Here is a 20280-nt window from a genome sequence, read left to right as displayed (position 1 = left end):
CACCTCACCCACGCCAGCGCGGGGCGACCCCCGCCCGCGACCCGGCCGGTACGGTCGATCCTGCCGAAGCCGTGGCCGCGCCTTCGGCAAGATCCACTGAACCGGCCGGGACCCGGGTCAGCGCCGTCAGGACGTGCTCGTCTGGGGTTTGTCCCCAGGCCCCCCGGAGGGGGCGGTGGCCGGTCAGTGCGTGTGCGGCGGGACGGTCGGGCCCTCGCTGGCCTGGATGAGCACGAAGCCCTGGCCCTGGTAGGCCAGCTGCATGGCCTCGCCGCTGCCGCGGCCGATCAGCGCGGACGCCTTGAAGGTGCGGTTGACGCCGACCTGGAGGCTGGTGCTCCACGCGACCGCGGACTGGCCGTCGGCGAACGTCGGGGCGCGGCCGCAGTCGAGCATGACGGGCGTGCCGTGCGTGGTGAGCGCCACCCAGCCGGTGCCCTGCAGCGTGGTGTTGAACAGGCCGCCCGCGGCGATCCCGGCGCCCTGGACGCGCTGGATGTCGGACTGCAGGTGCGAGTCGTAGGCGAGGATGTTGGCGCCGTTGACGGTGATGCCCTCGTTCTCCAGGTAGAACAGGTGGATGTCGTCGGCGTCGTTGGCGACGAACAGCAGGCCCTGCCCCTTGACGCGCATCAGCGGCACGCCCTCGCCCGTCAGGGCCTTCTTGAGGAACTTGCCGACGCCGCCGGAGCCCTCGTAGTCGAACTCCATCTGGCCCTGGAAGGCGACCATGGACCCCTGCCGCGCCAGGACGTCGCCGTTCAGGTGGACGCGGAGCATCTTGGAGTTCTGAAGGGCGAAGTGGCCGGGGAGTTGCTGCCCCTGGTCGATGTTTCCGAAGAACTGGCTGCGCATGGTCGGCTGGCCTTTCGTATCCGTCGTGGGGATCTATCTGGAGATCCGTCAGCATAACGACGGTGCGGCACCAGTCTTGAACCTCCCGCCCGGCAAGGCAATCCATCCGGGACCCGGGAACGAATGACGGGCGTGACACGCGATGGAGCGCCCGCCCTCGCCGGCGCGGGCAGGAGGATCGCCGGCCGGTACCGGCTGCTGGCGGAGCTCGGCCGCGGCGGCATGGGCGTCGTGTGGCGGGCGCGGGACGAGGTCCTGGACCGCGACGTGGCCGTCAAGGAGGTGCCGGCCCCGCCGGGCCTGGACGAGCACGGGCGGCCGGCGCTGCCGCTGCGGGCGGTCCGCGAGGCCAGGTCGGCGGCCCGGCTGTCCCATCCGTCCGTGGTCACCGTCTTCGACGTCGTGGAGGAGGACGGGCGGCCCTGGGTGGTGATGGAGCTCGTCCATGCCCGGTCGCTGCTGGAGGTGACCAGGCGGGACGGGCCGCTGCCGCCGGAGCGCGCCGCGCGGATCGGGCGGCAGATCGCCGGGGCGCTCGGCGCGGCGCACGCGGCCGGGATCCTGCACCGCGACGTCAAGCCGGGGAACGTGCTGGTCGGGCCCGGGGACCGCGCGGTGCTGAGCGACTTCGGGATCGCCGTCATCGAGGGGGACGCCGGCCTCACGCAGCCGGGGACGCTGCTCGGCTCGCCCGCCTACATCGCGCCCGAGCGCATCCGCGGCGAGCCCGCGCTGCCCGCCTCGGACCTCTGGGCGCTGGGCGCGACGCTCTTCGCCGCCGTGACGGGGCGTCCGCCGTTCCAGCGCGACGACCCTGTGGCGGTGTTCGGCGCCGTGCTGTCGGAGGAGCCGGTCGTCCCGCCCTATGCGGGGCCGCTCCGTCCCGTCCTGGAGGGGCTGCTCGACAAGGACCCGGAGCGCCGTCTGCGGGCGGACGCCGCCGAGGCCATGCTCCTCGCGATCGGAGGGGACGAGCAGGCGCCGGCCGACCTCGCCCCTGACGCGGGCTCCGCCCTGACCAGGGCCGATACGGCGCGCCCGGCGCCCGCCGGGCGCACGTCGCCGCTGGAGGCGGTCGCCGGGGGGACGGTGCGCGCCGAGTCCCCGGAGCGTTCGGCCCGTCCGGGCGGGGCCCGCTGGCGGGCGGGCGGCGTCCTCGCCTACTCCGGGATCGCGCTGCTGCTGGTCGGGGCGCTGCTGGTGCTGCTCAGCCCTGGCTGAGGCGCTCGCGGCCGTGCGGGGCCGTCCAGTCGACGAGCGGGCCCTTCGGGACGACCTGGGACGGGTTGATGGCGGTCTGCGTCACGTAGTAGTGCCGCTTGATGTGGTCGAAGTCCGTGGTCTCGCCGAACGCGGGCACCGAGTACAGGTCGCGCGCGTACGCCCACAGGTTCGGGTAGTCGGCCAGCCGCCGCAGGTTGCACTTGAAGTGGGCGTGGTAGACGGCGTCGAAGCGCGCGAGCGTCGGGTAGAGCCGCACGTCGGCCTCGGTGATGGCGTCGCCGAACAGGTAGCGGCGGCCGGCCAGCCGCTCCTCCAGCAGGTCGAGCGTCGCGAAGAGGGCGTCGAACGCCTCCTCGTAGGCGTCCTGCGCGGTGGCGAACCCGGCCTTGTAGACCCCGTTGTTGACGGTCGTGTAGACCAGCTCGTTCAGCTCGTCGATCTCGGGGCGCAGCGCCACCGGGTACAGGTCCGGCGCACCCGCCCGGTGGTGGGCGGCGAACTCGGTCTCCAGCGTCGTGGTGATCGCCGGGAAGTCGTTGGTGACCAGCCGTCCCGACACCGTGTCCCAGACGCAGGGGACGGTGTACCGGCCCTCGAACGAGGGGTCGCTGGACAGGTACAGCTCGGAGAGGAAGACGGCCCCGGTCACCGGGTCGCGGTCGGGGAACCGCCAGCCGCGCTCGTCCCGGATGGGGTCCACGACGCCGACGCCGATCGCGTCCTCCAGGCCCAGCAGCCGCCGGACGATCAGCGTGCGGTGCGCCCACGGGCACGCGTAGGAGACGAAGAGCCGGTAGCGGCCGGATTCGGCCGGATACCCGCTGGAGCCGTCCGCGGTGATCACGTCGGTGAACCGGTTCGCCTGCCGGACGAAGCGGCCGCGGGCGAATTCCTGTGCGGTCATGCCGGTCTCCTCCGAAGGTCGTCGGCCCGGCCCCCCGGTCGTCCTCCTTGCGAGGGATCCGGCCCTGGGAACCTCACGGCTACGATAACCGTCGGTAGCCTGTGCCGGTCGGTCGACAGCCGGCACGCCGGTGCGAAGCAGGCCCTCCAACGGCGGCGGGCGCGAGGGGACGAGGTGGCGGCCAGCACATGATGGAGAACTTCAACGCCCTGGTGGACGGGCTGCCGCCATCCCTGATCTACCTCCTCATCGCCGCCCTGGTGTTCGCCGAGGCGGCGCTGTTCTTCGGCTTCGTCTTCCCCGGCGAGACCGCCATCGTGGTCGGCGGTGTCCTGGCGAGCCAGGACAAGCTGTCCCTGCCGCTGCTGCTGGTGATCTCGGTCGTCGCGGCGGTCGCCGGCGACTCGGTCGGCTACGAGATCGGCCGCAGGTACGGGACGAGGCTGCTGGAGACCCGGGCGATGAGCAAGCACCGGGCCAAGGTCCACAAGGCGCAGGACCTCATCCGCCGCCGGGGCGCCTTCGCGGTGTTCATCGGCCGGTTCACCGCGCTGCTGCGGGCGCTGATGCCCGCGCTGGTCGGCAGCTCGCGGCTGCCGTACTCGAAGTTCCTGCTGTTCAACGTGATCGGCGGCGTCGTCTGGGTGCTGACGTTCACGCTCGGCGGCTTCTTCGCCGGCGAGGCGTTCGACCACGCGGCCAAGCTGGCGGGACGCGGCCTGGCGATCGGGCTCGCGGTGGCCGCCGTCGTCGCGCTGGTGGTGTGGAGCGTCCGCAAGCACCGCCGGGAGGCCGACGAGGAGGCCGAGGTCGAGGCCGAAGAGGCGGCTGAGGAGGCGGCCGAGGGCGCCCTGGAGCGGACCCGTCCCTGAGGCTCAGAGCCCCTCCTACCGGTCTACCTCCATGCGGCCGGTGACCAACGGCAGGTCCAGGTACGTCCGGATGCCGGGCTCGGCGGCGCAGACCACGGGGATCGAGTTGAGCGCGTGGGCCGCCGCGGCGGAGATGTCGTCCGACACCCAGTCCTCGTCGGTCGTCAGCGTGAGCGACGGCAGGCCGTGCACGCGGACGGCGTACCCCGGGCGGCCCCAGTCGGGGATCCGCAGGGCGTCGGCCTTCTGGATCACCTCCAGCGTGATCGCCGGGCGCCCGCCGGCCAGGCCGCTGAACGTCCAGCGGGCCGCCGCCACCGTGTCGCGGGGGATCCGCCCGGCCGCGATGTCCAGGTCGGCCCCGGCGAGCCGGTAGTCGACGTCCACGTCGATGTCGTCCAGGTCGAGGCGGAGCCCGGCCGCCACCAGGTGCAGGCTCTCGGAGAACAGCGCCCGCATGGCGGTGCGCGCCGGGCGCAGCGAGCACATGTAGGCGTCCTCCTGCTTGCCGAAGCCCAGCACGCGGTGGACCATCCGCCACGACGGGTGCCGGGACAGGTCGAGGCACTGCCGGGCGTAGACGTGGGTGATCCGCCGGGACAGCCGCGACAGCACCAGCGGCATGACGTCGGCCATGAAGCCTCCGAGGAACCCGCTGCCGTGCACCGACACGCCGCCGCGCTTGCACGCCTGCTCCAGCTCGGTCGCCAGGTACGGGCCGTGCGCGTACGGGTAGACGAGCCCGTTCAGGCAGATGAGGTTCTTGCCGGACGACAGCAGGGCGCAGATCGTGTCGAGCTCGGAGAACGGGTCGCCCGCCCTGCCGGGGGAGTAGACGACGCAGTCGGCGTCCAGATCGAGGATGTCGGCGAGCTCCTGGGTGGCGCGCACCCCGGTCGGCGGGCGGTCCACCAGCGCGCCGGCGTCCAGACCCGCCTTGGCGGGGCTGTGCACCCACACCCCGGCCAGCTCCAGACCGGGATGGTCCAGGACGCTCCGGAGCACGCTGGTCCCGAGCGTTCCCGTGGCCCACTGCACGACGCGGTACGGGCGGGGACTCGGCGGGATCGCGTCGGCCGGATGCATCGAGACGGAACCTCCGTGCTCCTCGCGGCTGCGGCGGGGGGACAGCGGTACAGCGAGGTGGCCGCGATGATTATGGAGACTATGCCAAAGTCCGGTGAAATGTGGCATTTTGCGCAACTTTCCCGTGAAATTCCACCATCACCCGGAGTGCGCCGCGCGTCACCTGCGGCGGGACGCGGGAGGGGGTGCGGGGACGTCCCGCGGATCGTCGGAGGATCATCGGGGGGTCGCGGCCGAGCGTGATTCGGTTTAGTGGTACCACTGGGTAACCCTCGGGTGATTACCTTGGGGCCGTAGTCGGTGCGATGTGAGGAGACAGGATGTCGGAACTGCGCTACGACGGCCGGGTGGCGGTCGTGACCGGAGCGGGCCACGGCCTCGGCCGCCAGCACGCGCTGGAGCTCGCCGCCCGCGGCGCCAAGGTCGTGGTGAACGACCTCGGGGGCGACCGGTCCGGTGCCGGCGCCTCCGCCGGTCCGGCCCAGGCGGTCGTGGACGAGATCGAGAAGAACGGCGGAGAGGCCGCCGCCAGTCCCGACAACGTCGCGACCCCCGAGGGCGCGCAGGCGATCGTCCAGACCGCGCTGGACGCGTTCGGCAAGGTCGACATCGTCGTCAACAACGCGGGCATCCTGCGCGACCGGTCGTTCAAGAACATGAGCCCGGAGGAGTTCGACGCGGTCATCGCCGTGCACCTGCGCGGCTCGTTCCTGGTCTCCAGCGCCGCCTGGCCGCACCTGCGCGAGCAGGGCTACGGCCGCATCGTCAACACCTCGTCCCCGGCGGGCCTGTTCGGCAACTTCGGCCAGGCCAACTACGCCACCGCGAAGATGGGCCTCGTCGGGTTCACCAAGACCCTCGCCCACGAGGGCGCCAAGTACGGCATCAAGGCCAACGCGATCGCCCCGGTCGCCTGGACCCGGATGACCGAGGACCTGTTCCCCGCCGACCTCGCCGCCAAGCTCGGCGTCGAGCAGGTCACGCCGCTCGTCGCCTACCTCGTCCACGAGAGCAGCGCCGACTCCGGCGAGGTCTACACCGTCGGCGGCGGCCGGATCGCGAGGATCTTCGTGGCGGAGGGCCCCGGCTACGGCCAGAAGGAGACGCTCTCGGTCGAGGACGTCCGCGACAACTGGGCGGCCATCAGCGCCGCCGACCCGCTCACGGTGTTCAAGAACGTGGGCGAGCAGATGGGCCCGCTGATCCAGCAGCTCACCGGCTGAGCCGTTGACCGGGCTGAAGCTCGACCGGCGGGACGGGGTGCTCACCATCACCCTGTCCCGCCCGGAGCGGCTGAACGCCGTGGACGGGGCCCTGACCGAGGAGATGCTCGACGTCCTCCACGAGCTGATGCGCGACACCGCGACGCGGGTGGTCGTGCTCACCGGCGAGGGACGCGGGTTCTGCTCGGGCATGGACCTCCAAGGCGGCGACCAGAGCGGCGACCCCGGCGGCGGGCGCGACGGGGGCCGCGTCCAGCGGCTCCACCGCGGCATCGCGCGCGCCGGCGAGGTCACGGCCCGGCTGCGGGAGATCCCGCAGCCGGTGATCGCGGCGCTGCACGGCCCGGTCGCGGGCCTGGGCGTCTCCTGGGCGCTGGCCTGCGACCTGCGCGTCGCCGACCCCACCACCCGGTTCGTCGTGCCGTTCGTGGACCTCGGCCTGTCGGGCGGGGACTGCGGCCTGTCCTGGCTGCTGCCCCGGCTCGTCGGCCCCGCGCGTGCCGCGGAGATCCTCTACCGAGCGCAGCGGCTGGAGGTGACCCGCGCCGACGCGCTCGGCCTCATCACCGAGATCACCGAGGAGGGCGCCGACCTGGACGGTGCGCACGCGCTCGCCGGCGAGCTGCTGGCCAAGTCCCCGTACGGGCTGCGCCGCACCAAGGAACTGCTCAACCTGTCCCTGGACGCGCCGGGCCTGCGCCAGCAGCTCGCCGCGGAGACGGGCGTGCAGGCGCTGGCCTTCTTCAGCGAGGACCTCGCCGAGGGCATGACCGCCGCACGTGAGAAACGCCCCCCGCGCTTCCGCGACCGCTGACCCCGCCCGCCGCCCCGCGCCGCGTCCGCCGAACGGGGGCGCGGGAGCGGGCGGAGGGCGTTGGGAGTGAGGGGAGTCGAGTGGTGAAGGGAGTTGGGAGTCGGGGAGTCGGGTTCAGTCGGTCAGGGCTCGGGAGAGGGCCTCGACGTAGCGGAGGGCGGCGAGCCTGGCGAGGGCCGGGTGCGCGCCCAGCGGGGACGAGTGCGCGGCGCCGACGGACGCCGCCGCGGCGGCGACGCGCTGCCACTCGGGCTCCGGGCCGATCAGGTGCGGGGCGAGCGCCACCGAGGCGGCCCCGGCCCCGCGCAGCTGCTCCGCCGCCGCCTTGACGCCCGCCTCGTCCGACAGCGACGCCGTGAAGACGGGCGCCGCCAGCCGCGAGGCGAGCAGCACGCTGGTGACCTCGGCCTGCCGGACGGCCGTCGCGTCCCCCGGCGTGGCCACGATGACGCCCGTCGCGGCCGTCACCATCGTCATCATCCGGATCCGGTCGGCGCGGGCGAGGCCCGCGTCGGCGAGCCGGTCGTGCAGCGCCTCGGCGATCAGCGGGTGCGGGCCGAGCGGCTCGGCCGCGACCGTGGGCACGGGCGCGGCCGCGACGGCGGCGCGGACGGCCGCCTCCAGCGCCGGGTCGGGCCCGGTGGACATGGGGACGACCACGGCCGCGGGCTCGTCGGGCCGCTCCTGGCGCAGCCCGGCGAGGACGGCGGGCAGGCTCGCCTCGCCGCCCTCCATGTGCCCGACGTACGCGGGCTGTCCGGTGTGCTCGATCTCGACGAGCCTGGCGAGCTCGGCGGCGATCTCGGTGCCGGCCTCCCGGGCGGAGCCGGGCACGGCCAGCACCAGTGTCGGGGAGCCGGGGGGCAGCAGGAAGGATTCGTCGCCGCGATGTCGTCCGCCGCGTGGCGTGCGGCGGCGTCGCGACGGAAGTGCCTCGGATGCCTGGCTTTCGGGACTCACGGCGGGAATCGTAACGCCCCCGGGGCCGGGAGTCGGCCTCCCGCCCTGGCCGGACTGGCTGCGCGGCGCGCCCGGCGCGCCGTCGTTCCCGCCCCTGTCACTGCCTGTAAAGATCGTCGATCTCCTTCCCGTGTCGTGTCGCGCTCGGCCCCCGCCCTCGCCGATGCCACCGGTGAACGTTCAACGAAACAGCAGAGTATGGCGCATTCCACCCGGCGAACAGGGGGAAAAGAAGTATCTTGTCCCGATTTGCCGTTATCTCATTCCCGCGGCCGGGATGCGGGCGAGGGTTTCGCGGGGGTTGCGGGGATCCGGAGGGATGGGCATCCCCGTCGTGGTACGGGCTTCGGGCCGGGAACGATCAAATGGCGGCAATGTGGACGAAAGGCGCCATAGGGGTTGCGGCGCCGTCAAGGCGCGCCTTTATGATCGCAAGACTCCGCGCCCGGAACGTCCGAGGTCACATGAGAATCCGTACACCGCGGGGGGACTCCACGGATCCCCCGGTCAAGGCCGCACGGCGCACGCGATCGATCCGCTCCCGGGTCGCCGCGCTGCTCCTGGTCCCGCTGCTCTCCCTCGTCGCGCTCTGGGGCTACGCCGCGAACGTCACCGGGCGCGACGCCCTCGCCCAGCGCAGGTACCACACGCTCGACCGCACCTTCGCCGCGAGCGGCCAGGGCGTCCTGGTCGAGCTGGGCAAGGAGCGCCTCGCCTCCGCCACGTTCCTCAGCGCCTCGCGCGCGGCCGCCCCCGCGACGCCCGCCGGCCTCACGGCCCAGCGCGCCCGCGTCGACGCGGCGGTGGCGTTCTTCCGCCGCAAGTCCACCTCGGACGTCGCGCGCGGCGCCACCGGCGCCGAGATGGAGCGGCGCGTCGCCGATGTGCTCACCGCGCTCGGCGGGCTCACGCAGATCCGGCGCTTCGTCGACGCCCGCTCGATCGACCGGCTCACCGCGATCCGCGACTACAACGCGGTCGTGGACGACATGCACCGGCTGTACGACAGCCTCATCGTCATCGACGAATCCGAGCTCTACAGATGGACGCTGTCCACCCGCGCCGCCGGCCGCGCGATGGAGCTGATGCAGCGCGAGAACGCCCTGGTCGCCGGTGCTCTGGCCAGCCGAGGGCGGATGAGCCCCGCCGAGCACCGGCTGTTCGTGGAGATGCTCGGCGAGCAGCGCTGGCAGTGGACGAAGCAGCGCTCGCTGCTCGCCCCGCGCGTCTACGAGACCGGCACCCGGCAGGTGTTCGAGTCCAAGCAGTACCTGGCCTACAAGGCGATGGAGGACCGGATCGCCGACCGCGGGCGCGGCCCGCTCCCGGTCGAGGCGGCCGAGTGGCAGGCGACGGCGCAGCCGCTCGTGCTGTCGGTCAACTCGATGATCCTCGGCAACTCCAGGCGCGTGGGCGAGCACGCCGACGACCTCGGCCGCGACGCCTACCTGCGGCTCGGCGTCGTCGGCGGGCTCGGGCTGCTGGCGATCCTGTCGTCGGTCCTGCTGTCGCTGCGGTTCGGCCGCGGCTTCGTCCGCGACCTGGTCGGGCTGCGCGGCTCGGCGGAGGAGCTGGCCGAGCGGCGGCTGCCGGACATCGTCGACCGGCTGCGCCGCAACGAGAGCGTGGACGTGGCCGCCGAGGCGCCGGAGCTGCGCCGCGGCCGGACCACCGAGGTCGCCCGCCTCGCCGACGCGTTCGCCCGGGTGCAGCGCACCGCGGTCGACGCCGCCGTCGGCCAGGCCGAGCTGCGCGCCGGCGTGAGCCGCATCTTCCTCAACATCGCCCGCCGCAACCAGTCGCTCCTGCACCGCCAGCTGACGATGCTGGACGGGCTGGAAAGCCGCGCCGAGGCCGACGACCTGGAGGACCTCTTCCGGATCGACCACCTCACCACCCGCATGCGGCGGCACGCCGAGAGCCTGATCATCCTGTCCGGCGCCACCCCGGGACGCGGCTGGCGGCGGCCCGTCCGCGTCGTGGACGTGCTGCGCGCCGCGATCGCCGAGATCGAGGACTACACCCGCGCCACCGTCCTGACCAAGACCGACGACGGGCTCGTCGGCGCGGCGGTCACCGACGTCGTCCACCTGCTCGCCGAGCTGCTGGAGAACGCGGCGGCCTTCTCCCCGCCCAACACCGAGGTGCGGGTGATGGCCGACCGCGTCGGCACCGGGTTCGCCGTCGAGATCGAGGACCGGGGCCTCGGCGTCCCGCCCGAGCAGCTCGCCGAGGCCAACCGGCGGCTGTCGCGGCCGCCGGACTTCGACCTGGTCGACACCGACCGGCTCGGCCTGTTCGTCGTCGCGCGGCTGGCGTCGCGGCACGGCATCACGGTGTCGCTGCAGCGCTCCCCGTATGGGGGCGTGACCGCGATCGTGCTGCTGCCGCACGAGCTGGTCGTCCCGGCCGATCAGATGGACGAGGACGCGCAGCCACCGGACACCGAGCACACGGACGACGAGCGCGCGGACGACGAGGAGAGCGGCGAGGTGCCGGGCCCCGGTGCTCCGGACGTGCCCGGGCACCTGGCGGAGGCCGAGCCCTTCATGGGCCGCGAACCGGCGCCCGGGCAGCCGCGTCCCGAGACGGTGGTCCCGCTGCGCGAGGGCACGCTGACCGGGCGGTTCGCCAGGCCGTCCGCCGAGGAGCGGGAGGACTGGCGGCGCCACCGGCCGTCCGCGAACCCCTGGTCGGACGACCCGGAGGAACCCGCCCGTCCGGCGGACCCGCCTGCCGACGGAGCGACCGGGGACGGACGTTTTGCGGAGGAACCGCCGGGCGGAGGGGCCGGGAGCGGTACCGTCGGCGGCGGGCCGCCGAGCACGCACCCCGCCGGGACCTATGCCGGGCTTCCGCGCCGCGTGCGGCAGGAGAGCCTGGCGCCGCAGTTGCGGGAGGACCCCGGCCCGCCGCCCCCGAGGACGGGCGACGGGGCGTCCGGGGCGGTCGCGAGGTCGCCCGAGGAGGCCCGGACGCTGATGGCGTCCATACAGCGGGGATGGCGGCGCGGGCTCGCGTCGGATGCGGGGGATGCGAACGTGGGAGATCTCAGCGACCGTGGGGACGAGGAAGGCCGATGATGCAGAGCACCGCGGGCGGCGAGCTGAACTGGCTGCTCAACGACTTCGCCGAGCGCGTGACGACCGTGCGGCAGGCGGTGATCCTGTCCCGTGACGGGCTCGCCGTCGCCGCGACCAGCGAGCTCGGACGCGAGGACGCCGAGCACCTGTCCGCGCTGGCGTCCGGCGTGCAGAGCCTCGCGCGCGGCGCGGGCCGCCACTTCGCGGGCGGGAGCGTCCGCCAGACCATCATCGAGATGGACGCGCTGCTGCTGTTCGTCACCGCGGCGGGCGACGGCACCTGCCTCGCCGTGCTCGCCGAGGCCGACGCCGACGCGGGCCTCGTCGCCTACGAGATGGCCGTGCTGGTCAAGCGCGTCGGCCAGCACCTCCAGGCCAACCCCCGGTCCGGGAGCGGGGACCAGATGCCGGGAACGGCGGGCGAGGTCTTCGGGGGCGCCGGGGGGTCCTCCCCGCGGGGATTCTGACCGATGTCGCCGTCAGAGCGCTGGCTGGACCGCGACGCCGGCCCGGTCGTGCGCCCGTACGCCATGACCCGCGGCCGGACCCGTCCCGCGGGCGAGGGCTTCGCGCTCATCGCGGTCGTGGCCGCCACCGGCACGCCGCCCGGCGACCGGCTGCGCTACGCCCCCGAGCACCTGCGGATCCTGCGCCGGTGCGCGCGCCCGGTCCCGGTGGTCGACCTCGTGGCGGACTCCGGCCTGCCCCTGGGCGTCGTCCGCGTGCTGCTCGGCGACCTGCGCGAGGAGGGCCTGGTCGCGGTGGTGCCCGCCGGCGCGCCCGCCGGCGGCCGTCCGGGCGCCGGCGTCCTGAAGGAGGTGCTCAGTGGACTGCGCGCCCTCTGACGGACCGGCCGCGCCCGCGCTGATCACCACGAAGATCCTGATCGCGGGCGGCTTCGGCGCCGGCAAGACGACGATGGTCGGCTCGGTCAGCGAGATCAGGCCGCTGCACACCGAGGAGCCGCTGACCGACCGCGGCGCGCGCGTGGACGACCTGTCGGGCGTGCACGCCAAGTCGACCACCACCGTGGCCATGGACTTCGGCCGGATCACGCTGTCGGACCACCTGCTGCTCTACCTGTTCGGCACGCCCGGCCAGGAGCGCTTCTGGTTCATGTGGGACGAGCTGGCCGCGGGCGCGATCGGCGCGGTCGTGCTCGCCGACACCCGGCGGCTCACCGGCAGCTTCCCCGCCATCGACTACTTCGAGCGGCGCGGCGTGCCGTTCGTCGTGGCCGTCAACTGCTTCGACGGCGCCGAGCGGCACCGTCCCGAGGACATCGCCATCGCGCTCGACCTCGATCCGGGCGTCCCGGTGCTGCTGTGCGACGTCCGGCGGCGCGAGTCGTCCAAGCAGGTGCTCGTCGCGCTGATGGAACACGTCCTGAGCTGGACGGACTCCGGGGAGGAGGCCGGAGCGGCGCCCGCCGGCGGCGCCGTGCCCGCAGGATGAACGATCACATGCCCGACTGCCGTGAACCCCCGACGTAGTAGGCTCCGGCAGACCCCCGTACACCCCGCATCGGGAGGTTTCCCCCGCATGTCTCACCCCCGACTGCCGAAGGCCGCACACGTGAGCATGGTTCGCCGGCCGTGATGGGCCGCCGCTTCTCCTCCATCAGGTCGAGGATCACCCTGCTGGTCCTCGTGCCGCTGCTCGCGCTCGCCTCGCTGTGGGTGTTCGTCACGAGCATCACCTACGGGGACGCGCACCAGCTGCTGCAGAGCCGCGACTTCCAGAAGAAGTCGGTGCTGCCCACGCAGCGGCTCATCGACGCGCTGCAGAAGGAGCGCCGCCTGTCGGTGGCGGAGCTCGGCGGCGCGCGGACCGGCGACCACGGCATGATGCGGACGCAGCGGGAGGCGACCGACGCCGCCGCGGAGGAGGTCCGCAGGGGCGGCAGGGACGGCGGCCTGCGCGGGGCGATCCTGCCCAAGATCGTCCAGCGCATCGACGGGCTCGTGGCGCGGCTCGGCACGCTCCAGGCGACCCGCCGCGGCGTGGACGAGCGCGTCGCCGACCGCGACGCCGTCCTGCGGGACTACTCCGCGCTGATCGACGCCGGCTTCGCCGTCTACAACGCCACGACGCCGGGCAACGGCGCCATCACCGCCGACGCCCGCACGCTCACCGCCATCGGCCGCGCCCGCGAGTTCCTCGCCCGCGAGGACGCCCTGCTGACCGGCGCGCTCGCGGCGGGCCGCATCACCGCCGCCGAGCGCGGGCAGTTCGCGCAGCTCGTCGGCGCGCAGCGGATGCTGTACGCCGACACCACACCGAACCTCCCGGCCGGCGACCGCGCCCGCTACGCCGTCCTCGCGTCCTCGCCGCAGTTCGCGCAGCTGCGGTCGCTGGAGGACCAGGTCATCCGCGGCGCCGAGCCGGCCCCGCGCGCCTCCGCCGGGAAGACCCGCTCCGGCCGGTCCGCCACCGGCGCCGTCACGGCCCCCGGCCTCGCCGCGGGCCCCGACACGCCGCCGCCGCCCATCGACGCGACCGTCTGGCGGACGGTCGCCAACACCGCCAACGGCCGCCTGTACGAGTTCGAGAACCGCGTCCTGGACGCCGTCACCGGCCGCGCGCAGGGCATCGCGGCCGGCGTCGTCCTGCGCCTCGGCCTCGCGGGCGGCCTCGGCCTCGTCGCGGTCGTGCTGTCCGGCGTCATCGCGGCGCGCGTCTCGCGGCGGCTGCTGCGCGAGTGCCGCTCGCTCGCCGGGGGCGTCGTCGACTTCACCCAGCAGCGGCTGCCGCTGCTGGCCGAGCAGGTCCGCGCCGGCCGGCCGGCCGAACCCGAGCCGCCGGCCGAGCTCGACTACCGCATCAGGGAGATCCGCCAGATCGCCGAGTCGTTCGCCCGCGCGCGGGAGGCGGTGCTGGTCGCCGCCGCGGGCGAGGTCGCGGCCCGGCGCGGCATCAGCGAGGTGTTCGTCAACCTCGCCCGCCGCAACCAGGCGCTGCTGCACCGCCAGCTGAGCCTGCTCGACACGATGGAGCGCCGCACCGAGGACCCGTCCGAGCTGTCGGACCTGTTCCGGCTCGACCACCTGGCGACCCGCATGCGCCGCCACGCCGAGGGCCTGGTCATCCTGGGCGGCAAGACCGCCGGGCGCGGCTGGCGCCGCCCCGTCCCGCTCGTGGACGTCGTCCGCGGCGCGGTCGCCGAGGTCGAGGACTACCCGCGCGTCCGGGTCCAGCCGCTGCCGCGCGTCTCGCTGCTCGGCTCCGCGGTCGCCGACGTCATCCACCTGCTCGCCGAGGTGGTGGAGAACGCCACGACCTTCTCGCCGCCGCAGTCGCCGGTGCGGGTCAGCGGCCAGGCGGTCCCCGGCGGGTTCGCGATCGAGGTCGAGGACCGCGGCCTCGGGATGACCGACGAGGCGCTGCGCGCCGCGAACGAGCGGCTGGCCCGGCCCCCGGAGTTCGACCCGTCCGACAGCGCGCGGCTCGGCCTGTTCGTCGTCGGACGGCTGGCCGAGCGCCACGACGTCGAGGTCACGCTGCGCCAGTCGCCCTACGGCGGCACGACCGCGGTCGCGCTGATCCCCGGCTCGCTCATCGTGGAGAGCGCCGAACCGGACGCGCTCGCCCGCCGCGCCACCGGCCCGATCCAGAAGCTGACGCCTCCCGCGGTGGCGCTCTCGGCGCCCGCCCGCCAGTCACCCGCCGACGCGGTCGTCCGGCTGGTCGAGGCCGAGCCGTACCGGGACGCCCCTACCGAACCGGAGCCCGCGCCCCCGACCAAGGACGGCGAGCTGCCCAAGCGCAGGCGCCAGACGCACCTGGCGCCGCAGCTCAAGGAGCGGGTGGACGCCCGTCTCGCCGCCCAGGAGCAGCGGCCCGAACCGTCCGGGACGATGCCGCTCTCCGCCCCCGTCCCGGAGGAAGGCGGGAGCGCCGACGCGGGAACCGCACCACAGAACGAGCCGGAGGCGGACGACGCCCGCTCGCCCGAGGCCCTGCGATCGATGATGTCTGCCATGCAGCACGGCTGGCAGCGCGGCCGGCAGGACGCGGAAGGCGAGGCCGGTCAGAACCGAGGCGACCAGGAGGACGACACCCCATGACAGATGCCCAGCACTCCGGCACGGAGGTCCCGGGCGGGGCCGGCGGTGAGCTGAACTGGCTCCTCGACAGCCTCGTCCAGCGGGTCGCCCCGGTGCAGAACGCGGTGGTGCTGTCGAGCGACGGCCTGCGCATCGCGGCCTCGCGCGGGCTGGCCCGTGAGGAGTCCGACCACCTGTCCGCGGTGGCCGCCAGCTTCCAGAGCCTCGCCCGGGGGGCGGGGGAGTCGTTCGGCGGCGGCCCCGTCCGGCAGACCATCGTGGAGATGGAGTCGTCGTTCCTGTTCGTCACCGCGGCGGGCCGGGGCGCGTGCCTCGCCGTCCTCGCCGACGCCAAGGCCGACCTCGGGATCATCGCCTACGAGATGGCGATGCTGGTCACCCGGGTCGGGCAGCACCTGTCGGCCAACCCCCGGGTCGCCGCGTCCGAGCCGGGCGGCGTTTGAGGTGGACCACGCAGACGGGCACGCGCCCGCAGGGGGGACGGCCCCCCGGCGGCCTAGGGAGAGCGCGGGAGGGGCGGCCTGGTTCGACGACGCGGCGGGACCGGTCGTCCGCCCGTACGCGCTCACCGGCGGCCGCACGCACTACGACGGAGTCGAGTTCGACCTCGTCGCCCTGATCGTCACGGTGGACGCGCCGCCCGCGCCCGTGGACGACCCCCTAGCCGCGCCCGCGTGGGCACCGGAGCCGGAACATGAGATGATCTTGGAACTCTGCCGCACCCCGTTGTCGGTCGCCGAGATGGCATCGGACCTGGAACTTCCCCTCGGGGTGGTCCGCGTCCTGCTCGGCGACCTTCTCGATCACTCGCTGATCCAGGTCCGACGCCCCGCGCCGGTGGCGCAGTTCCCCAGCGAGCGCGTACTCAAGGAAGTGATCGATGGAATCCGTGCGCTCTGACGCGGTCGCCTCGGCGGGCGACTCCGCCCTGACCGTCAAGATCCTTGTGGCCGGCGGCTTCGGCGTCGGCAAGACCACCCTGGTGAGCTCGGTCAGCGAGATCCGCCCGCTGCGCACCGAGGAGGCACTCACCGAGAAGAGCATCGGGATCGACGACACCACCGCGGTCTCGTCGAAGACGACGACGACCGTGGCCATGGACTTCGGCCGCATCACGCTGCCCAACGGCCTGGTGCTGTTCGTGTTCGGCACGCCCGGCCAGGACCGTTTCTGGTTCATGTGGGACGAACTGGCCAAGGGCGCGCTGGGCGCGGTCGTCCTGGTCGACACCCGCCGGCTCGCCGACTGCTTCGCCTCGGTCGACTACTTCGAGCGCCGGGGCGTCCCGTTCATCATCGGGGTCAACCACTTCGACGGCGCCGGCCAGCACTCGCCCGACCAGGTCCGCGACGCCCTGGACCTACCCGCCGACATACCGGTGATCACCTGCGACGTGCGCGAACGCGAATCGGCCAAACAGGTCCTCATCACCCTGGTCGAGCACATCATGCGAACCATGAGCCGCCAGCAGCCACAGATCCGGAGGCCAACCCAACCCGCCGACACCAGCAACCCCTGGCAGTAACCTCAGCCCCCGACAGGGCCCGACGCCAAGGGCACTGCAATGAACACAGCGCCTGGCGCTGAGGGCACCGCAGTAGGTAGGTGGTAGTTACCTGAGGGCGCGACAACCCCCAACGTTGCGATCGCGTGCGAAGCCAGGTTCGAGCGAAGCAAGAACCTGATCGCGCAGCGAGCCTCTGGGCGAGTCGGAGCGATGCAGCGATCGCCGCAGTGCCCGTTGAAGGAAGGCGCTCTAGCGCCTGACGCCGAGGGCACTGCAATAAACGAAGTCCTCGAAGTCGAAGCCGGGGGAGACCACGCAGCTGACCAGGACCTCCTCGGGGCCGGCCGGGCGCGCGGCCTGCCAGTGCCCGGCCGGGACGATCGCCTGCGGGACTTGGCCGCCGGTCACGTCGGGGCCGAGCGTGATCGTCTCGGGGGAGGCGGACGGGTGGTCGCCGTCGCCGCCGAGCAGCAGCGCCAGCGGGCCGCCGCGATGCCACAGCCACACCTCGGCGGAGCGGACGGCGTGCCAAATCGACTCCTCGCCCGGCGGCAGTAGGAAGTAGATGCCCGTGGCGCTGGCCCGCTCGCCCGGGTAGCCGTCGGGCGTGAAGTGGACGTCCGACCGCCACGTCTCGCGGTACCAGCCGCCCTCCGGGTGGGGGAGCAGGTCGAGCGCCTCGGCGGTCTCGGGACGGGTGAGGAACGCGACGTGGGTGCCGTCGGGCCCGCGCCTGGCGTACCGGACGGCGGTCGCGGTCGTGCGGTCGATCACCCCGCGCGGCGGCGTCAGGCCGGGCGCCGGATCCAGTGTGATCGCGAGGACTTGGCCGTCCTTGAACACGTCGTCGGCGATCGCGAGCGCGTCCGACGCGCCGATCGCCTCGTCCGGCGCCCACACCGCGCCCGCGTCCGAGAGGACGAACCGGGGCCCCGGCTGGGCCTGCCACGCTTCAAGCGTCGTAAGCAACAACACGCCCCGAGCCTAGAGCGTTTTTATCGATCTACGTTCCGTTGCGTGCCGCTCACGGTGGGTAAGGCTCATGGCGGCGCCCTGGAGAGAATCCTGTTCCGATGCGGCCGTCCACGCTGGCAGAATGGGTTGTGCCCTATCGGACGAGCGGCGGAGGCGACATGCGGCAGGTCTTCGAAATCTCACAGCGCCCTTATCGGACGAGAGCTTTCGAGGACGTCACCGCCCATGCCCACCCTCAACCTCGGCATCCTCGCGCATGTTGACGCGGGAAAGACCAGCCTGACCGAGCGGCTGCTCTACGCCACCGGTGCCATCGACCGGCTCGGCAGCGTCGACGCCGGCGACACCCAGACCGACCGCGGCGAGCTGGAGCGCAGCCGCGGCATCACGATCCGCTCCGCCGTCGCGTCGTTCGGCCTCGGCCCGCTGCGGGTCAACCTGATCGACACGCCGGGCCACGCCGACTTCGTCGCGGAGGTCGAGCGCGCCCTCGGCGTGCTGGACGGCGCCGTCCTGGTGCTGTCGGCCGTGGAGGGCGTCCAGGCGCAGACCCGCGTGCTGATGCGGACGCTGCGCGAGCTGCGGCTGCCCACGCTGATCTTCGTCAACAAGATCGACCGTGCGGGCGCGCGGCGGGACGGGGCCCTCGACGCGGTCCGGCGGCGGCTGTCCCGGCGGATCGTCCCGATGAACGACGTGCGCGCCCCCGGAACCTCCGAGGCCCGCGCCGTGCCCGCCCGCCTCGGGCCCGATGCCGCCGAACTGCTCGCCGACGCCGACGACGCGCTCCTCGCCGACCTCGTGGAGGGACGCGAACCGGCGCGCGCGCTCGTCCGGGCGGCGCTGCGCGAGCAGACGGCCGCCGGGCTCGTCCACCCGCTGTACTTCGGGTCCGCGCTGACCGGCCAGGGCGTCGCGGACCTGCTCGACGGCGTCGCCGGGCTCCTGCCGGAGGCGAACGGCAAGGCCGGCGGCGAGCCTCGCGGCACGGTCTTCGCGGTCGAGCGCGGCACGTCCGGGGAGAAGACCGCCTACCTGCGGCTGTTCTCCGGCGAGCTGCGGCCCCGGCAGCGCGTCACCCTCCAGGGACGGGACGGCGCGCACGGCGGGCAGATCACCGCGCTGGACGTCGTCGGATCGCCCGAGCCGGGAACCGCGACCGCCGGGGACATCGCCCGTGTCCGCGGTCTCGCCGACGTCCGCGTCGGGGACCGGATCGGCGCGCCGGAGCGGGCCGTCCCGCCGTTCCGGCCGCCGAGCCTGGAGACGGTCGTCCGGGCGCGGCGCCCCGGGGAGTCGGCGCGGCTGCGCGCGGCGCTGCTCCGCCTGGCCGACGAGGACCCGCTGATCCGGGCGAGGCCCGCTCCCGGCGGCGCCACGTCCGTGCTGCTGTACGGGGAGGTGCAGAAGGAGATCATCGGCGCCCGGCTGCTCGCCGACTTCGGCGTCGAGGCGGTCTTCGAGGAGAGCCGGACCGTCTACGCGGAACGTCCGGTGGGCGTGGGCGAGGCGGCGGAGGACATGAACTGGCGGCGCCGCACGCCCGACTTCTGGGCGACCGTGGGCCTGCGCGTCGAGCCGGGGCCGCCGGGCTCGGGCGTCACGTTCCGCCGCGAGGTCGAGCTGGGCGCGCTGCCCGCCGCGTTCGACCGGGCGATCGAGGAGACCGTCCACCGGACGCTGGAGCAGGGCCTGCGCGGCTGGCCGGTGACCGACTGCGCGGTCGTCCTCACCCGGTCGGGCTACGGCGGGCCGGTCAGCACGGCCGCCGACTTCCGGGGCCTCACCCCGCTGGTCCTCATGCGGGCGCTGGCCGAGGCCGGGACGCGCGTGTACGAGCCGTACCACGCGTTCGAGGCGGAGATCCCCGGCGACGCGCTCAGCCCGGTCCTGGCCCGGCTCGGCGCCCTCGGGGCCGGTGCCGTGGAGCCGGAGCCGAACGCCGAGGGATGGACGCTGACGGGCGAGATCCCGGCGAGCCGCGTGCGCGAGATCGAGCGGGCGCTGCCCGGGCTGACCGCCGGCGAGGGCGTCTGGTGGTCCAGGCCGTCCGGGGACAGGCCCGTGACCGGACGGCCCCCGGCGCGCGAGCGGACCGACGGCGACCCGCTCGATCGCGACGCCTACCTGCGCCACCTCGCCAGCGGCGGGCCGTCCTAGGGCGCGGCCACGGTAAGGACGATCTTGCCGGACACCCGTCCGGTCTCGCCGCGCTCGTGGGCCCTGGCGGCGTCCTCCAGCGGCAGGACGGTGTCGATCTCGGCGCGCAGCAGGCCCGCCTCCGCGAGCGCGGCGATCTCGGTCATGGCGGCGAAGTCCGGCTCGACGAGCAGGCTCTCCGCGCGGACCCCGGCGGCATCGAGGTCGGCCGGCCTGCTGAGCACGAACGACACCAGCACGCCGCCGGGGCGCAGGGTGCGCAGCGAGCGCGGCCCGTAGTCGCCGCCGATCGTGTCGAGGACGACGTCGACGTCCCGCACCGCCTCGGCGAAGTCAACGGCGCGGTAGTCGACGGGCTCGTCGACGCCGATCCGGCGCAGGAACCCGTGCTTGGGCGCGCTCGCCGTGCCGATCACGTACGCGCCCCTGGCCTTCGCGATCTGCACGGCGAGGTGCCCGACCCCGCCCGCCGCCGCGTGGACCAGGACCTGTCTCTTGTACACATCCTACGCTGCCGACGCTAAGGCGCCGTTAGATGTCGTCAGTACAG

Annotated in this window: 19 protein-coding genes; 13 read left to right on the top strand and 6 right to left on the bottom strand. The window is 73.9% G+C overall.

What is annotated here, in order from left to right:
• Positions 1-183: 183 nt before the first annotated feature.
• A complete protein-coding gene (locus tag E1298_RS09020; RefSeq protein ID WP_131891020.1) occupies positions 184-855 on the bottom strand; it encodes an AIM24 family protein in 672 nt (223 codons plus the stop codon).
• 132 nt (positions 856-987) lie between these two features.
• On the opposite strand from E1298_RS09020, the gene E1298_RS09015 reads away from it, so the two are divergent.
• Positions 988-2076 carry a serine/threonine-protein kinase gene (locus E1298_RS09015; RefSeq protein ID WP_243725467.1) on the top strand — a complete coding sequence of 363 codons (1089 nt, stop codon included), beginning with the start codon at positions 988-990 and terminating at the stop codon, positions 2074-2076.
• Here the strand turns inward: E1298_RS09015 and E1298_RS09010 are convergent.
• Positions 2063-2983, bottom strand: a complete 921-nt coding sequence (locus tag E1298_RS09010; protein WP_131891014.1) for a glutathione S-transferase family protein — start codon at positions 2981-2983, stop codon at positions 2063-2065. The two genes, E1298_RS09015 and E1298_RS09010, sit on opposite strands and share 14 nt — an antisense overlap.
• 188 nt (positions 2984-3171) lie before the next feature.
• Here E1298_RS09010 and E1298_RS09005 point away from each other — a divergent pair, with 188 nt between their 5' ends.
• The gene (locus E1298_RS09005) at positions 3172-3855 is read left to right on the top strand and encodes a DedA family protein (RefSeq protein WP_131891011.1); all 684 of its coding nucleotides are present in this window, start codon (positions 3172-3174) and stop codon (positions 3853-3855) included.
• A gap of 15 nt (positions 3856-3870) precedes the next feature.
• Here the strand turns inward: E1298_RS09005 and E1298_RS09000 are convergent, their stop codons facing one another.
• The gene (locus tag E1298_RS09000; protein WP_131891009.1) at positions 3871-4941 is read right to left on the bottom strand and encodes an NAD(P)H-dependent amine dehydrogenase family protein; all 1071 of its coding nucleotides are present in this window, start codon (positions 4939-4941) and stop codon (positions 3871-3873) included.
• 320 nt (positions 4942-5261) lie between these two features.
• Here E1298_RS09000 and E1298_RS08995 point away from each other — a divergent pair, with 320 nt between their 5' ends.
• On the top strand, positions 5262-6164 hold the full coding sequence (locus tag E1298_RS08995) for an SDR family oxidoreductase (RefSeq protein WP_131891006.1): 903 nt from the start codon (positions 5262-5264) through the stop codon (positions 6162-6164).
• Between the two features lie 4 nt (positions 6165-6168).
• Positions 6169-6978 carry an enoyl-CoA hydratase/isomerase family protein gene (locus E1298_RS08990; protein ID WP_131891003.1) on the top strand — a complete coding sequence of 270 codons (810 nt, stop codon included), beginning with the start codon at positions 6169-6171 and terminating at the stop codon, positions 6976-6978.
• 114 nt (positions 6979-7092) lie between these two features.
• Here the strand turns inward: E1298_RS08990 and E1298_RS08985 are convergent, their stop codons facing one another.
• A complete protein-coding gene (locus E1298_RS08985; RefSeq protein WP_131891000.1) occupies positions 7093-7938 on the bottom strand; it encodes a sirohydrochlorin chelatase in 846 nt (281 codons plus the stop codon).
• Positions 7939-8402: 464 nt separating this feature from the next.
• Here E1298_RS08985 and E1298_RS08980 point away from each other — a divergent pair, with 464 nt between their 5' ends.
• The 8 genes from E1298_RS08980 to E1298_RS08945 all read left to right on the top strand — a co-directional run bounded on the left by E1298_RS08980 (position 8403) and on the right by E1298_RS08945 (position 16613).
• Positions 8403-11021: a sensor histidine kinase gene (locus E1298_RS08980; RefSeq protein ID WP_165975374.1), complete on the top strand. Its 2619-nt coding sequence runs from the start codon at positions 8403-8405 to the stop codon at positions 11019-11021.
• Positions 11021-11488 (top strand): roadblock/LC7 domain-containing protein, encoded by a 468-nt coding sequence (locus E1298_RS08975; protein ID WP_131891078.1) that lies wholly within the window; start codon positions 11021-11023, stop codon positions 11486-11488. Before E1298_RS08980 ends, E1298_RS08975 begins: the two co-directional genes overlap by 1 nt.
• Before the next feature lie 3 nt (positions 11489-11491).
• Positions 11492-11866 carry a DUF742 domain-containing protein gene (locus E1298_RS08970; protein WP_131890994.1) on the top strand — a complete coding sequence of 125 codons (375 nt, stop codon included), beginning with the start codon at positions 11492-11494 and terminating at the stop codon, positions 11864-11866.
• The gene (locus E1298_RS08965) at positions 11847-12476 is read left to right on the top strand and encodes a GTP-binding protein (protein ID WP_131890991.1); all 630 of its coding nucleotides are present in this window, start codon (positions 11847-11849) and stop codon (positions 12474-12476) included. The genes E1298_RS08970 and E1298_RS08965 overlap by 20 nt, the downstream gene beginning before the upstream one ends.
• Before the next feature lie 143 nt (positions 12477-12619).
• The gene (locus tag E1298_RS08960) at positions 12620-15088 is read left to right on the top strand and encodes a sensor histidine kinase (protein WP_131891075.1); all 2469 of its coding nucleotides are present in this window, start codon (positions 12620-12622) and stop codon (positions 15086-15088) included.
• Positions 15085-15531 (top strand): roadblock/LC7 domain-containing protein, encoded by a 447-nt coding sequence (locus tag E1298_RS08955; RefSeq protein WP_131890988.1) that lies wholly within the window; start codon positions 15085-15087, stop codon positions 15529-15531. The genes E1298_RS08960 and E1298_RS08955 overlap by 4 nt, the downstream gene beginning before the upstream one ends.
• Position 15532: 1 nt before the next feature.
• Positions 15533-15988, top strand: coding sequence for a DUF742 domain-containing protein (locus tag E1298_RS08950; RefSeq protein ID WP_131890985.1), 456 nt, complete (start codon positions 15533-15535; stop codon positions 15986-15988).
• A complete protein-coding gene (locus tag E1298_RS08945) occupies positions 15969-16613 on the top strand; it encodes a GTP-binding protein (protein WP_131890983.1) in 645 nt (214 codons plus the stop codon). The genes E1298_RS08950 and E1298_RS08945 overlap by 20 nt, the downstream gene beginning before the upstream one ends.
• A 231-nt stretch (positions 16614-16844) precedes the next feature.
• Here the strand turns inward: E1298_RS08945 and E1298_RS08940 are convergent, their stop codons facing one another.
• A complete protein-coding gene (locus tag E1298_RS08940) occupies positions 16845-17570 on the bottom strand; it encodes a cupin domain-containing protein (protein WP_341770602.1) in 726 nt (241 codons plus the stop codon).
• A gap of 225 nt (positions 17571-17795) precedes the next feature.
• On the opposite strand from E1298_RS08940, the gene otr(A) reads away from it, so the two are divergent.
• Positions 17796-19730, top strand: a complete 1935-nt coding sequence (gene otr(A), locus E1298_RS08935) for a tetracycline resistance ribosomal protection protein Otr(A) (RefSeq protein WP_131890980.1) — start codon at positions 17796-17798, stop codon at positions 19728-19730.
• Here otr(A) and E1298_RS08930 read toward each other — a convergent pair.
• Positions 19727-20233: an NADP-dependent oxidoreductase gene (locus tag E1298_RS08930; RefSeq protein WP_131890977.1), complete on the bottom strand. Its 507-nt coding sequence runs from the start codon at positions 20231-20233 to the stop codon at positions 19727-19729. The two genes, otr(A) and E1298_RS08930, sit on opposite strands and share 4 nt — an antisense overlap.
• Positions 20234-20280 lie beyond the last annotated feature (47 nt).

This window comes from Actinomadura rubrisoli, from assembly GCF_004349215.1.
Taxonomy (GTDB): domain Bacteria; phylum Actinomycetota; class Actinomycetes; order Streptosporangiales; family Streptosporangiaceae; genus Spirillospora; species Spirillospora rubrisoli.
This window is presented reverse-complemented; position numbering and strand designations above follow the sequence as displayed.